Below are 15,805 nucleotides of genomic sequence, written 5' to 3' on the forward strand. Positions count from 1 at the left end.
TTTGCAGACAAAGATCAGCCTGGAAGGCGAATGGAAGTTGCAATTGGATGAGGGAAAACAAGGACTGCTGGCATTGCCTTTTACAGATGTTATCACACTGCCCGGAACAACGTCCTACGCACGCAAAGGTCCGAAGAACGAGGATGTTTTAGTAAGCGCATTAACGGATGAGTATTTGTTTGAAGGGCAAGTCTGGTATTCAAAAGAGGTCGTCATTCCGGAAGAACTAGCCGGCAAAGTCTGCTTCCTATATTTGGAACGCACGAGACTGACGACTCTATGGCTGGACAATCAGGAAATAGGCAGCCGTAACAGTCTAAATACCCCACATATATATGAGTTGCCGCAGCTTCAACCTGGGAATCATACGCTCACCATCCGCGTGGACAATACTGGTTACCCAACCAAAGGTGGACATTTAACGTCGCAGGATACCCAAACCAACTGGAACGGGATTACTGGACGTATGGAGCTTCAGTTCTATGGTGAGTCACGGCTCAGCGGCATCCGGCTCGATCCGGATCTCTCAGCCCGCTCAGTCCGAATCACGGCAACCTTGGACAGCAGGAATGAATCTATACTTACAGTGTCTGCTCAGAGCTTCAACAGCGACAATACACATGCTGTGGACGAGCGGGAGTACCCAGTCTCACCGGGTAGTTTTTCCGTCAACTATGAGCTAGGTCAAGACGCGCTGCTCTGGAGTGAAGGCGCTCCCAATCTTTATAACATAAACCTTGTTTTGAAAGACAGCGATGGATATATAACGGACCGACAGGAGCTCGTTTTTGGATTGAAGGAATTCCGGGCAGAGGGCGATAAGTTTACAATCAACGGAGAAAAAACCTTCCTCCGCGGCAAACATGACGGCCTGATCTTCCCGCTTACCGGTTATGCCCCGACTGACGTCGAGGAATGGGTAAGAATCCTGGGCATCTCCAAGTCTTACGGCATCAATCATTATCGCTTTCATACCTGCTGTCCGCCGGAAGCTGCTTTCACCGCAGCGGATATGCTCGGTATCTACATGCAACCAGAGCTTCCCTTCTGGGGAACAATCACGGAAGAAACCGACGAGGGCCATAATCAGGCAGAGCAGGACTATCTGATCAGCGAAGGCTATGCCATTCTTCAGGCTTTTGGCAATCACCCCTCCTTCGTGATGATGTCGCTTGGCAACGAGCTGTGGGGCAGCAAAGCCAAGATTGATTCCTTCCTAAAGGACTATAAAGCATTTGATAACCGGATTCTCTATACACAGGGGTCCAATAACCACCAATGGGTGCCAGAAATTCTGGAACATGACGATTTCTTCAGCGGCGTGCGCTTCTCCAGAGATCGGCTGTTCAGAGGCTCCTATGCGATGTGTGATGCTCCATTAGGTCATGTCCAGATTGATCTGCCAGGCACGATGAAAGACTATGACGATCAGATCGTCCCTCAGGATCTCTTCAACGGAGAGGGGATGGAAGCTGCCGCTGGCGGAGAGATCCAGATCCAGTATGGTACGGAAGCCAAGACGGTGAAGGCTGGAGACGCTTCCGCAGAATGGATACCGCACATTCCGGTAATCTCGCATGAGATCGGACAGTATGCTACCTATCCTAATTATGAGGAAATCGATAAATACAACGGTCCGCTCAAAGCTGAGAATTTCATAATTTTCCGTGAACGACTGGAAAGTAAAGGGCTGGGTCATTTGGCTGCCAAATATTTCGAATGCTCGGGGCAACTGGCAGTAGCTTGCTACAAAGAGGAACTCGAGGCGGCATTCCGCTCCCGGCGGCTTGCGGGCTTCCAATTGCTTGATTTGCAGGATTTCAGTGGCCAGGGAACAGCGCTGGTGGGTGTCCTCGACGCCTTTATGGATTCCAAAGGAATGATAAGTGCTGAGGACTGGCGAACTTTTTGTAATGACGCCGTTCTGCTGGCAAGATTCCCCAAGTATAACTATGTCTCTGGTGAAACGTTCGATGCCCATGTCGAACTGAGCTGTTTCCGCAGTGGTATGCCGAGTACATTTGAACTGCATTGGGAGCTTACCGAGGATAACGGTATACTCGCCTCAGGTTCAACCGAGGTGGACGTACCTGCAGGAACGAATTATATCGATATCTGCGATCTGGCAATAAAACTACCTGTAGTTGACCGGATGAGTACTATCGTATTGTCCCTCTCCATACAGGGAACAGATATCCGTAAGAGCTATGACCTGTGGATTTATCCAGTGAAGAGTAGCAATATACTGGAGGGTGTCCATGTCTTCGACAAGCTATCTGATGATGCGCTTGCATTGCTGGAGCAAGGTGAGAATGTACTGCTTATGCCGAAACCGGAATCTCTCAAAAATGCTGTTGAAGGTTATTACTGCACAGATTTCTGGTGTTATCCAATGTTCCGCTCGATCTCAGAGAGCATGAACCGGCCAGTACCCATTGGTACTATGGGGCTGTTGATTGATAACAACCACCCGGCGCTGCGTGAGTTCCCGAGCGAGGAATATTCTACTTATCCTTGGTGGAGTATTGTTGAGAATTCGAAATCGCTCATCATGGATGCGGCAGACCGCAACTGGAATCCCGTAGTGCAGACTATCGATAATTTTGAACGCAATCATAAGCTGAGTTTCCTAGTGGAATGCAGTGTAGGAGCAGGCAACCTGCTGATATGCGCATTGGATGCTGATAAGGTTAGCGATACGCCGGAAGGCAGACAGTTCTTATCCAGCCTTGCGGGTTATATGAAATCAGATGATTTCAAACCACAGTACAAGGCGAATGTTGCGGAGCTTCTTGAGCTGATCCAATAGGTAGAGGCAGGCGATTACTGAGCTACTTATCGCATTTCATATGGATGAACAGTCCAAGGGCGCTATACTAAAAACTACTTTTTTATTGAGTAAGACAGAAGGTTTCATCGTAAAAAACTCTAGAGCAGCGTTTCTCATAATAAAGAGAGATTCGCTGCTCTTAGTTTTTTGCTGCTTTTAGTTTATAGGTAGCCGCCAGCTTCAACAGTGTCATCGTTATCTGAGTCTCTGAGGGTTTCGGACCCAGATGACACTATTTGCTAATTTTCAGCCTTTTGAACAACATTTCGGACTCCAGTGACGCTATTGCTTAAAAAGAGGTCCATATGTGTTGTATTTCATACAGATAGTGGCTATGGGGACCGTTAGCCCACCAAAAGTACAATAATACTGCTTTTAGCGTCATCTATGTCCGATAGGTGGTGCTACATTGTTGCAATAGTTCTTAAAACTTCTATCGAACAAAAAGTAAAGGAGTTCACCAAGCAGCCTTTCGCGGCTGAAGGGAACTCCTTTTTTCGCGTTCGACGTATTACACGTATTGGTAAAGCACGGGAGTCAGAGGCTCCGAAACAAAACAAGCCTTTAAAAGTCACCTCTATAGATGATTGCTGATAACCCTCACTCCAGCCTAGAGGGGTTGTTTGTGTTTATCAGCAACTGAGCAGTTTTACAAACGATTTCACAGGGTTGGAGACCTTTGAAAACATTAACCCGGTGCTATCATTGGTAATGAAGCTGCACACCTAAAGTTGTAAGCGCATTAACGAATGGCGCCAGAGCCGCTCATCGTCAGGAACAGCGCCAAATTTAGCAGGGTTTGGGGGAACGGGAGAAGACATGAATGAAATTCGATTGAACGATTTGAAGTGGGAAGTCAAAGGGTATTGGCCCTGGGTTCCGCTAAAGGGCACCAGTATGGAGCTGGGACAGGAATTGATGGGGGTTACGGACTGGATGCCTGCCACTGTGCCGGGTGGAGTTCACTATGATCTCTTCAGACAGGGCTGGATTACCAACCCTTATCAAGAGTTAAATAGCCTGAGTTGTGAATGGGTGGAGAACCGCTGGTGGGTTTACCGTACGACCTTGAAGCAGCCTGAGCTGAGAGCAGCCAGAGTTGAACTGGTCTTTCAGGGACTGGACTATGAAGCCTCGGTATACGCTGATCATTTACTGCTGGGTGAACATAAAGGTATGTTCGAGCCGGCTGTATTTGATGTTACAGACCTGCTCTCCGGGCGGGAAAGCCTTGAAATTTCAGTGCTGTTGAAACAGGCGCCAGATGAAATGGGGCAAATCGGCAAAACCTCGGCTACCTTCACGCAGAAGAGCCGTTTTAATTATAAATGGGATTTCTCTACCCGGTTGGTCAATGTCGGAATCTGGGATGATGTGGTATTGAGGGTACATCAACAGTGCTCTTGGGATGATGTGTCGATCACTACAGATGCGGAGTTTGGCGAGAACGATAGAAATCAGATCTCGTCTGGTCGAATCACCATTCAAGCAGGAATCAAGCGAATGGCTGGCTCTGAAGATGATGGGACACTGACAGCGAGCATCACCTGTACTGATCCGGAGGGGGATCTGCTGCTGGTTCAATCGCGACCAGTTCGAGCTGGAGAGCTTCTGAACGCGGAGCTGGAAATACCCGAACCTGAGCTATGGTACCCAAACGGTTATGGAAAGCAGCCACTGTACAATCTTGAACTAAAGCTACTGGATGAAGCTGGAACGGAATTGGATACCCAGACTTTTCAAACGGGCATTCGCAAGCTCGATTATATCCACAATGTAGACAGTCCAGACAACGCCCTACCATATACAGTGGTGATTAACGGAAGCAAGATCTATATGAAAGGGGTAAATATGACCCCTCTGGACCATCTCTACGGGAATGTAACGGTTGAACAATATCAACTGATGATTCGTCTGATGAAAGCAGCTCATATTAATCTCGTTCGGGTATGGGGCGGTGGAATCATTGAGAAAAAGGCTTTTTACGACTTATGTGATGTAAACGGCATTATGGTCTGGCAGGAGTTCATTCAGTCCAGTTCAGGTATTGACAATATCCCTTCGAAGCAGCCGGAGTTTTTGGAGCTGCTTCACAAGACTGCCTGCACAGCGCTCTGTGACAAACGCAATCATGTATCGCTAACGGTATGGAGCGGCGGCAATGAATTAATGAGTGAGCCAAATAAGCCTTCCGACAGCAGCGATTCCAATCTGGCGATGTTGAAAGAACTGGTAGAACAGTATGATCCGCAGCGACTCTTCCTACCGACCTCAGCTTCCGGCCCGGTAGAATATATTACGGATGCAAAAGGTCAGGGGCATGATGTGCACGGTTACTGGAAGTATATGGGAAACCCTTATCACTACGAGTTATATGGCAGCAACGATAATCTGCTGCACAGCGAATTTGGGGTGGACGGTCTGAGTTCTCTCAAAAGTCTGGAGAAATTTCTGAGTGAGACCAACCGGCGACCGGTTTCTATGGAGAACAACGCGATATGGAGACATCACGGGGAGTGGTGGGATACGCTGAGCCGTGAAGAAGAAATGTTCGGCAGCATGACAGATTTGGAGCAGTTCTCTGCCTGCAGCCAGTGGATACAGGCGGAAGGAATCCGGTTCGTGCTGGAGGCTAACCGCCGCCGTAAGTTCCGAAACAGCGGCAGCATTGTCTGGCAATTCAACGAGCCGTGGCCGAATGTGTCCTGCACTAACCTTGTCGATTATTACGGTGAAACGAAGATGGCCTACCATTGGGTGAAATCTGCCTTCCGTCCGCTACATGTTTCGCTGGACTACCGCAGTCTACTGCTTACACCAAGCACCGGATTTCAGGGAGATGTATATGTGCATGGAGGAAATGGACGCAGGGTAGAAGTCGACGCGGAAGTCTTCGATGCAGTCGGACGGTGCATCTATCAGCAATCATTTGAGGCAGAGGGAAACAAAGATCAGGCTGTCGGCGCTGGGGTGCTGAATTTCAACGTGCCAGAGCATGAGGATGCTTTATATTTCGTCAGATTGTCCTACCAGGAGGGCGATGAAGCACCACAGCAGAATTTATATGTATTCTCTACCAATAAAAAGCATCCATATGCTCCCGCGCTTGCACTTACAGGAGGCAATCTTGAGGTGCGTCAGGATAGTTTATGGCAGCCGACGGGTGCTCAGGAGAAGAGCCAGCAGGCCCGTTTCACAGTCCAAAATACCGGTAGTGAAGTTTTGCTGCATATCCATGCAGAGGAAAAGGGAGACCGCTACTGGATGGAAGCGGATGAGCAGTTCCATACCCTCTTTCCGGGTGAGACCAAAACAGTAACGGTTACTTGCACTCCTAAACTCTCAGGAGGATTCCTGTCTGGGGAAAATTATAGGATCACAGATGGCTTGCCAGAAATTAGATTCATGTCGTTCCTAACAGCACAGAGCAGAATGATACAGGTTGGAGGAGAAAAAAATCGTGAGTAAAACATTGTGTTTTGTACCGGAGGCATATGTTCCGCTAAGTCGGTTTATTCAAGCCGAGGGATCTACACCTGTCGCTATACCTGTTAGCAGAGCAGTGGCTGATTACTTAAGGCTGCACAACGCTCCACTGCTGCTTGCTTGCTTGCGAGGCGGCGAAGTAGCTTATCAGAAAGCGAATTGGTCAACCCTCCATGAAGACACTGTTGAAGCTGAAGCAGCAGAAGAGATCTCCGAGAAAGGGGAGGGGGTATTTGTATTAGTCAGTCCTTTGCTGACCAATATGCTTCCTGTAGTGTCTCACTGGGATAATAGCGTTGCTGAGGGAAAAGGCGGCTTCCATTATGGAGGAACAGATGGCATAGGGACATTGCGGATGGACGAAGCCGGGGAAAAGGTTGTTTCCGAGCATGCGCGGCTCTACAATAGCGACCCAGATAGCCCTTATGTATACAATACGGAAGATCATCAGCTTTTCGGAGGCAACGAGGGGAATAAGAATCTTAAAACTCCGCAATTCGAGCATTATATCGGTGACCGCTACAGTCTCTATGCTGTAGATGATCTAGTTGCAGTTTCCCTGAGCGACCGCATCCTTAAGACCTTCGGATTTCCGGTGGTTTTCCGCAATGCATCCACAGACAATGCTGCACTTTTAAGCAATGCGCCTGTATTTCAGCTCATCAGCGGCAGTCTGCTAGTTATAGAGAATGACCAGCATAGCCTTGCTTCCTATATTCTGCCGCCCTTCTGGAGTGCGGCAAAGGTTAAGGGATATCCACTGTTGTTCAATGGTTATTATGATGCCAATGAGAATACCTTAAGCACGGTAGGTCCCTCATTTCTGGAAATCATCGGCAAGACTCTGGCCAGCACCGGCAAAGGCGTTGTCGGCATTCTGTGGAACGGAGGAGGATATATCGGCAGCCGTTCCTTGCAAGGCTCCATCTATGCTGGTATTGGGGCGGCAATTACCAGAGGTCAAGAAAGTTATGGCGGTGATGCAGAGCAGGTAGTGGCTGTAGGTGGTTCGCGCGGCGGCTTAACTGCGCTGCTGGCTGGAGGCAATCCGCTTTGCTTACCCTACCGGGTGCGCTACACACTGTGTTATGCACCGCCGTTGATTCTGAACGGGCTTACCCGTGAGTTTGCCGAAGGAGCTTGCCCACTGATCTGGCATGTGGCGGAAGTAGACACCGGTTACCGGGAAATCTGGAAGAAAGATTGGCAGCATCCACAGAACGGCAGCACGGGAATCGAGACTCTGCTACAGACTCTGACGGGAACTATTGACTCTGCAAGTCTAAAGGAAACGACCGGACTGGAATCCGAATTTTTTCTGGAGGGTCTTAAAGCGAGTGGCACAAAGCTGCTGATTAACCATGGCACGCATGATGCCTTTACCCTTAGCCGCTTCAGCTTTTCCTTCGCGGCTTTGGTTCGGAGTCACGGGATACCGCTTCGCCATGAGATCGGATACCGCTTCGGCCATAACAACTGCACGGATCTTTACGAGCAAGCTACTCTATGTCTAATAGCTCTGCTACAGGAACAGGAGCTCGAATTCACGGGCACGGTGCATTATCGCAGACGCAGTCCGGCTGCGGGAGAGTGGGAGCAGACCGAACGTTTTGTCCCAACTCATCAACCCGTTTTTCTGGAAGCACCTAAGTTCGTAGCGGTGGGTAGCCCTGTGGCTTGGACTCTTTATGGAGAGCCGGGAATGGAATACCGCCTGGATCTGGGAATCCTAGATCAGCAGGCTTGGGAACAGAAGCAGCAGGTAGTTCGAAATGAGCGCATCACACTGGCGTCCGGTGTATTGCCGAACAAACAGCATCCGCTTGAACTCTGCTCGTGGCAGGATGGCGTAAGCCAGCTCACTGACGGACAACATGCGGGCTTTTATCTTTATGAGCTGTCATACAGGCTCAAGGGTGAGCAGAAGTGGAGCGTAGTTTCTCCCTCCCGTGTGCCACAGCCCGGCGTAGAGCCTCAGTCGGTGCTTCGTATTTTGGAGGAGCAGCCCAATCCGGCGAGCGAAGCGTTTCGGGCGGAAGCGGCCGTCCTCTGCATCAGCGCAGGGTTAAGTGAGGCCTAAACGATTCACTATAACATGAACATAAGCGGTGTGCGGCCATTCCGGTGCGTGCACTGCTTTTTTTTGCCAACAAATAAGTAGCTTTACAAACGCTTTCGCAGGGTTACCGGATTTCGGCGCTCAGTAGGAAGCGCTATCATTTAGGTATAACAACTATACAACGCCTGACCGGATTAAAGCTTGATTCCGGGAGGAAGGAAGGACAGGAGCATGATTGGAAAAACCAGTGAACTAAATCCTTTAATGACAGAGAAAAAGAAAGGTTATCCTGTACGGCGTTTATTCAAAGATTGGTCATCCTGGATATTAATTGTACCCACACTGTTTGCCTTTTTCTTTTTTTCCTGGCAGCCGCTCGTGAAGGGCATTGTGCTCTCTTTTTTCAATACTGAGGGTTATAATGCCGTAAGTTTCGCCGGACTGCAGAATTACAAGGATGTTATACAGAACTCGGCGTTTCAACAGACATTGACCAACTCTTTTGTGTATGTGTTCTGGTCACTACTGATCGGTTTTGCCGTACCCATTATTGTCGCTGTCGTGATTAATGAATTGAGACATGGGAAGTCATTTTTTCGCTTTTCGGTCTTTTTTCCGAGTATGGTTCCCGGCATTGCCGCTTCGATGTTATGGATGTTTTTGTTTGAGCCCGGAAAGGGTGGCGTGCTGAATATTATGCTGGGTGCCATGGGATTTCCGGTGCAGCAATGGCTTCAGGATCCGCAAATGACGATAATGCTGATTATCTTCACGATTACCTGGCGAAATTTCGGGGGAACAGTGCTGCTTTATCTGGCAAGTCTACAGAGTATTAATCATGATCTGTACGAAGCAGCCTCTATTGACGGTGCGAATGTATGGCGGAGATTCAAAAGTATCACCATTCCGCAAATCTCTAGCATGATCGGACTGATGATGATTTTGCAGATCAGCGGTGTATTCCAGATCTTCAATGAACCCCTAGTAATGACTGAGGGTGGACCGAACAATGCCTCAATGACCTTGATGCTGCAAAGCTATTATTATGCGTTCCGGAGTTTTGAAGCAGGCCATTCAATGGCGCTCGGGGTTATTACTTTTCTAGTCCTGATGGTGCTTACCATTATTTATTTCCGGCTGGATAAGAAATTGAACAGGGAGTAGAAGCTATGAAAACTAAAGAAGCATATGGCATTATCGGCAATATAGAATACAGATCACCTTGGGTGCGCCTGCTGTATTGGTGCATGTTCATTCTGATGATTGTGCTGGCCGCTGTCTGTATTTTGCCTCCGGTCTGGATTATGGTCTCAAGTCTGAAGGACATCAAAGAGTTTTATGCAATCCCGCCCACCCTGATCCCCCGCTCGTTCAATGTTGGCAAGCTATGGGAGACCTGGCAGGAGTTTAACTTCCTCAGTTATTATCTGAATACGGCTTATCTGGCCGCAGGTTCTGTACTGTTCTGCCTTACTTTTAACGGACTGGCCGGGTATTTCTTCTCCAAGCTGAAGCCGCGGGGCAGTGCCCTGCTGTTTGCACTGATCGTGTGGACCATGATGGTGCCGAATACAGTGGGCATGGTGCCGCTGTTTAAGAATCTGATTGATTTTCCGCTGTTGCACTTGAACCTGACCAATACTTACTGGCCGATGTGGTTTATGGCTGCTGTGAATCCGGTGGTAATTCTGATCTTCAAAAACTTTTTCGATACCATCCCACAAGCGCTGCTGGAAGCAGCCAAAATTGACGGAGCGAGCACCATCGGTATTTTTATTCGAGTCATTCTCCCGCTCAGCGGACCAGTTATGGCTACAATTACAATCCTTACGATGAACAGTGTCTGGCAGGACTTCTTCTGGCCCTTTATGGTGCTGAAGGATAAATCGACCTGGTCGGTCATTGTGGCTATTTACAATCTGAAGGCGACATTGCCGCAGGACATACAGTTTATTGCGTTGACTTTTGCGATTCTGCCGCCGATTATCCTGTTTATTTTTTTCCAAAAGTACATTATGAACGGGCAATCCTTCGGCGGCAGTATTAAAGGGTAACATCACCCGATCACAAACCATTTCACAGTTTTGCCCCGTAGGGTGCTGCAGAAGGTGCATGTTAAGATGATTTCAGATTCAAAAAGAAAGCGTTTTACATGTTGCGAAGAATGCTTTAACAATAAGACTAGGGGGAATTACATTGAAAAAAGGACACACCAAGAACCTGACAGCTACACTGGCACTTACGCTGCTTTTTTCTGCCGGACTGGCTGGCTGTGGAGGCGGCTCCAATGAGAAGAATGCCGGAGGAAAGACGGAGACAGCGGGCAATCAACAGGTGACGATCAAGGTCAGTAACTGGCCAAAGCCGAATGAGGAAGCCAAAATCGCCCAGTATGAGCAGGTCATGGCGAAGATGAAAGCCAATTATCCGGAAATTATTGTGGACAAAGATGAATGGGGGTATGACGTCAGCTCATTCCTGCCAAAAGCGGCCAGCGGCCAGCTTCCGACGGTATACGAAACCTTTTTTACAGAAACAAGCAAAATCATCAAGGCAAATTACGCGGCTGACATAACGGATACGATGAAAAAATATGGCTACGACAAGGCGATCAATCCAGATCTGCTGAAAATGGTTACCAAGGACGACAAGTATTATGGGATTCCGAAGGACGGATACGTCATCGGTATGCTCTACAATATGAATCTTTTCAAGGAGGCTGGACTGCTGGACGACAAGGGGATTCCTAAATTTCCTAAAACATATGAAGAGCTAGCAGAAACTGCGCAGATTATTAAACAAAAGACCGGTAAAGCCGGAATGTTCTTGCCTACAAAAAGTGGTCAAGGCGGTTGGATGTTCATGAACATTGCCTGGGCATACGGAGCAGAATTTGAAAAACAGGTAGACGGGAAATGGCAGGCGGTGTTCAATTCGCCGGAAGCAGCAGCGGCCCTGCAATATGTGAAGGACTTAAAATGGAAATATGATGTACTGCCCGACAACAATCTGGTCGATGTTACGAACGATATGTTCCGCTTGTTCGGAACCGATCAGGTCGCTATGAGCTTCGGCACGAATGACTGGTCACCGGTCATCCAGCAACAGACTAAGATGTCCAAGGACAATGTGGCAATGTCCGCGCTTCCAGTAGGACCGATCGGGAAACCTGTAACCCTGCTCGGTGGCGGCCTATATATGTTCTCGCCTAATGTAACAGCTGAGCAGATTGATGCCGGATTCAAATGGCTAAAAACCTACGGATTTACACCAGAGTCCTCTGAAGAGGCACTGACCGGTTGGGATATTGAGAAGAAGACACTGAGCGATCAAGGGCTGATCGTAGGGCCTTACGGGCTGCGGATTTGGACTGATGAGAAACGGATTGGAGAAGAACAAAAGATTCTCGACAAATACAACAACGTCAATCTGGATTTGTTCCGTGATTATATGGACAATGGCAGCAAAGGCATGCGGGCGGAAGAACCAGTCAACGCACAGGAATTGTACCAAAAGCTGGATATCGTACTGCAAACCGTACTGACGGACAAGAACGCAGATCCGCAACAGATCTTGGATAGGGCTGCCGAAGAATTCCAACGTGATTATCTCGATAAGGTTAAATAAAACGCAGACCAACGGCGACGTCGTCCTTCTGAAGGGCGGCGATGCCGTTTCTGCGTAGATTGCCTTAACTACTTAAATGAGATAAAGGAGATATGCATAACATGGCAGCAAAAGAATGGGGAGACTGGGGAGCACGCTGGATCTGGCCGCAGGAGGAGCAAGGATCAGCGGATAGGGAACAGCAGCACGAGCGTGCGTACTTTCGCAGAGTGTTCGAACTGCCAGCTGGTATCGGAAAGACCTGCACCCTGGATTTGGCCATTACCGCAGACAGCCGCTACAGGCTGTTCGTCAATGGGCAGCGCTTATGGGCCGGTCCTTGTAAAGGACATGGTCATATACAGTATTATGAAGAATTCAGTCTGGACAATGTTCTACAACCAGGTTTAAATGTGCTTGCTGTTATGGTCGTTCATTATGCAGGGACTACGCCCTTTGAACTGGGTGAAGACGGACCTTTGTCCGTCTGGCGCTCGCAAAAAGGCGGGCTGCTTGTGGAAGCGGCAGTTACACAAGGCGGGCAGCTAGTACAGGAGCTAAATACGGATAGCTCATGGAAAAGTATTAAGGATCGCAGCTATAAGCTCCAGCAGTTTCCGATCATACGCTGGATGGGTGGACTGGAAGAGGTGGAGGGTGACGCAGCGCTGCTGGATTGGACACTGCCCGAATATGATGACAGTGCCTGGCTTGCTACCGGAATTGTGCAACCGGTGCGGGATGAATATGGCCAATTAACCCCTTGGCAGCTGGCCCGACGTCCGATTCCGCTGTTGTATGAGCGGGAGCAATTTTTTCTGAAGCTAATGCGCAGCAGTAGCGGGGTAGGGCAAGCCTTTTTTGAGGAAGGGCATAGTCTGGAGCTGCGAAATGGAGATGGCGGCGCTTCACCCAACGCAGTACTGCCTTCCGCTGGAATAACAATAGAAGCAGGGCAACATTTTTGGTTGGAGTTGGATGCTGGCGAGCTAACCACAGGGTATTTGCAGCTTAGACTTCTTGGAGGCAAAGGTAGCCGGATTACCCTACTATGCGCTGAGTGTTATGAAGAAGAAACGGGGGATGATGAGATTCGCCGCAAAGCTGTCCGCGATAATACGAAGGAACATGTATTAAGAGGGGGCTACGATAGCTATCACCCGGCAGGTTACGGCATCTCTGCGCGGATGGAAATCTACGAACCGTTCTGGTTCCGTACTTTCCGCTATGTACGGCTGGAAGTGCAGGCTGGTGTCGAGCCTCTAACGATTTCCAGCTTTAGCTATAGGGAGACCGGATATCCACTGCAGCCGGAAGGAAACTTTCACTGCTCCGATGAACAATATAACCAACTATGGGAGCTCAGTGTACGAACACTTCAGCGCTGCATGCATGAGACCTACGAGGATACTCCGTATTATGAACAGCTGCAGTATACCATGGATACCAAACTGATGATGGAGTTTACGTACCTATTATCAGGGGACGACCGGTTAGCGCGGAGAGCTATGGAAGATTATAAGGCCTCTCAGCTACCAAACGGGATGCTGCAAAGTCGCTATCCCTCTGTGCTGCCGCAGGTCATTCCTTCCTTCTCCCTATATTGGATCGGAATGATTCATGACCACTACAGATCCTTCGGGGATATGGCCTTGGTGAATCAGTACCGGTTAGCGCTGTTATCTGTGCTGGACTGGTTCGATCAACATCTGACTCCGGAGGGTCTGGTGGACAGAACGCCCCGCCAATATTGGAATTACTTCGATTGGGTGGAGGAATGGCCGCTCGGCGCACCGGATTGTACGGATGATGCACCCGCAACCGTACTGAGCCTGATGTATGCGGCCGCGCTGGAGCAAGCGGCTGAATTGCTTGCAGCCAGCGGTTGGACACAGATTGCTGGTGAACTGCGTCAACGCAAAGCGGCGGTCAACGCTGCGGTAATGGATTGCTGCCGGCTAACGAACAGTCTGCTGTTCCGCGACAGTCCGGAGGCAACTGCGGGAACGCAGCATAGCCAGCACACGCAGGTCTGGGCGGTTTTAGCGGGCACAGTGGATGTTGTAGAAGGGGCGGCACTGCTGGAGTCAACGTTAACAGACACATCACTGGCTAAGCTTTCGTTGCCGATGAGCTACTATCTATTCCGCGCGCTAGAGAAATGCGGAATGTATGACCGCTCGTTCGGACTATGGACACGGTGGTTGAAGCAGTTGGAGCTTAATCTCACTACACTTCCAGAAATAGATTCAACCGGCACCAGAAGTGACTGCCACGCATGGAGCGCACTGCCGATCACTGAGTTCACCAGAGGGATATTGGGTGTCCAACAGGGAATAGAGGGAATAACTATAAAGCCCCACTATGGAGAACTGCGGCAGGCCAGCGGAACCGTAAATACAAGTATCGGCCCAATAAACATCAAATGGGAGATCCGTTCAGTAACAGGACAGGAGATCTTCCACATGAAAGCTTCCTGGCAAACCGGATCGGCAATTACAATAATTCTGCCTAATCATGAAGTGCATGAGACAGATGAGGGTTCCTTTTACAAGGAGATCGACATTAGTCACCTTAGCTGTTAGTCTGATTTCAGTTGATTTTGTTTTCATGATTCATACACCGGAGGGGGATGGGAAAGTCATATGTTCAGATCGTTCGGCCGCAATATCCGCCTAGTCCTGGTGTTGTTCATTACTGTCTATATTGTCGCTTCGAGCTTCATTCTGTACCGTACTATGGAGCATAGAAGCCTTGACATGCTGCGGCAGCTATCCGTTCAGTACACTGGCCAGCAGCATAAGAATACACTTCTGTTCATGAACTGGCTGGAGGAGACCTCGAAGCTTATATCCAACAACCAGGTGGTGCAGAATGCGCTGAAAAAACCAACATATGACGGGGCAATCTCTCCGATACTTGAGGGCATACGTTCTTCCAGTAGTGACATTCTCGGCATTTACATTTGGGGAGAAGCAGGGGGAACTTACTCCTCAAGCAATGTTTCCGGGTTGCTGCCCTTTGCAGAGATCAAAAAAGAACCAGGGATGGAACAATTTCTAAATAACCGAGAGCAGGCTTTGCGCTGGACGGTGCTGAACCGGGAGCATCTAATGAATGCACCTTCGGATCTGCGCGACCGTCTGTTGCTTGAAGTAAAAATTAAGGGTTCGATGGGAGACGTCCTCGGTCTGCTCTCGCTCGAAGTGGAGATTGACAAGCTTTACAGCTTCTACCTATCTGGCGAGAATACAATCTACGGGGGAAATGAAGTATACCTACTGACCGGAAACGGGAAGCTATTGAGTGCTGCCGATGTCCCGAAGGAGCGCCTGCAGGAGATCAAAGCAGCACTAGTTACTTCGGAAAAAGCTACCTTGGCTGAGCCTGTGACACAGGGTATCGATCAAAATAGTACAGGCAGAGGTGATGCAGATCTGCTGGAGCGGGAAACGGCTGACGGCCTGATTTTGCTCTATCCACTACCGGAATCGGCAGAGCGGATTGTCACCTATATCTCAGCAGATGGCATGAATGCAGAGCTGCGAACGTTTAAGTATTTAATGCTCGCCCTGAACCTCGTAGTGTTCATAGTGTTCTGGCTGCTGATCTCAGTGCTTAGCGGCAGTATAGTTAATCCACTGAAGCAGTTGTACCTGAAGATTAATTCAACAATGAAAGACTAAGATAAGATGGAGTCTGAATCATGAAAATCGCTAACCGAAGTGTATTTCATACATCTAGCGTGGGCAATAAACGGATGAAGTAAGATATAGTTGTATTCAGTACACTTATTATTCGGAAAGTTAGTTGCTGCCAACAGA

Annotated in this window: 8 protein-coding genes; all 8 read left to right on the top strand. The window is 48.9% G+C overall.

The window, feature by feature from the left end; genetic code table 11:
* Window position 1: 1 nt before the first annotated feature.
* The 8 genes from MHH46_RS15895 (at window position 2) to MHH46_RS15930 (ending at window position 15,667) form a co-directional block, all read left to right on the top strand.
* The gene (locus MHH46_RS15895) at window positions 2–2,809 is read left to right on the top strand and encodes a glycoside hydrolase family 2 TIM barrel-domain containing protein (protein WP_076190335.1); all 2,808 of its coding nucleotides are present in this window, start codon (window positions 2–4) and stop codon (window positions 2,807–2,809) included.
* A gap of 840 nt (window positions 2,810–3,649) precedes the next feature.
* Window positions 3,650–6,298: a glycoside hydrolase family 2 protein gene (locus tag MHH46_RS15900; RefSeq protein ID WP_076190334.1), complete on the top strand. Its 2,649-nt coding sequence runs from the start codon at window positions 3,650–3,652 to the stop codon at window positions 6,296–6,298.
* On the top strand, window positions 6,291–8,396 hold the full coding sequence (locus MHH46_RS15905) for a hypothetical protein (protein ID WP_076190333.1): 2,106 nt from the start codon (window positions 6,291–6,293) through the stop codon (window positions 8,394–8,396). The genes MHH46_RS15900 and MHH46_RS15905 overlap by 8 nt, the downstream gene beginning before the upstream one ends.
* Before the next feature lie 210 nt (window positions 8,397–8,606).
* The gene (locus MHH46_RS15910) at window positions 8,607–9,539 is read left to right on the top strand and encodes a carbohydrate ABC transporter permease (protein ID WP_218642200.1); all 933 of its coding nucleotides are present in this window, start codon (window positions 8,607–8,609) and stop codon (window positions 9,537–9,539) included.
* Between the two features lie 5 nt (window positions 9,540–9,544).
* The gene (locus tag MHH46_RS15915; RefSeq protein WP_051490964.1) at window positions 9,545–10,429 is read left to right on the top strand and encodes a carbohydrate ABC transporter permease; all 885 of its coding nucleotides are present in this window, start codon (window positions 9,545–9,547) and stop codon (window positions 10,427–10,429) included.
* A 142-nt stretch (window positions 10,430–10,571) separates the two neighbouring features.
* On the top strand, window positions 10,572–12,002 hold the full coding sequence (locus tag MHH46_RS15920; RefSeq protein ID WP_081387768.1) for an ABC transporter substrate-binding protein: 1,431 nt from the start codon (window positions 10,572–10,574) through the stop codon (window positions 12,000–12,002).
* Window positions 12,003–12,103: 101 nt separating this feature from the next.
* Window positions 12,104–14,566, top strand: a complete 2,463-nt coding sequence (locus tag MHH46_RS15925; protein ID WP_076125530.1) for a family 78 glycoside hydrolase catalytic domain — start codon at window positions 12,104–12,106, stop codon at window positions 14,564–14,566.
* Between the two features lie 60 nt (window positions 14,567–14,626).
* Window positions 14,627–15,667: a cache domain-containing protein gene (locus MHH46_RS15930; protein WP_076125529.1), complete on the top strand. Its 1,041-nt coding sequence runs from the start codon at window positions 14,627–14,629 to the stop codon at window positions 15,665–15,667.
* The last annotated feature ends 138 nt before the right edge of the window (window positions 15,668–15,805 follow it).

The sequence above is a fragment of the Paenibacillus sp. FSL H8-0175 genome, assembly GCF_045040615.1.
GTDB classification, from domain to species: Bacteria; Bacillota; Bacilli; order Paenibacillales; family Paenibacillaceae; genus Paenibacillus_AQ; species Paenibacillus_AQ odorifer.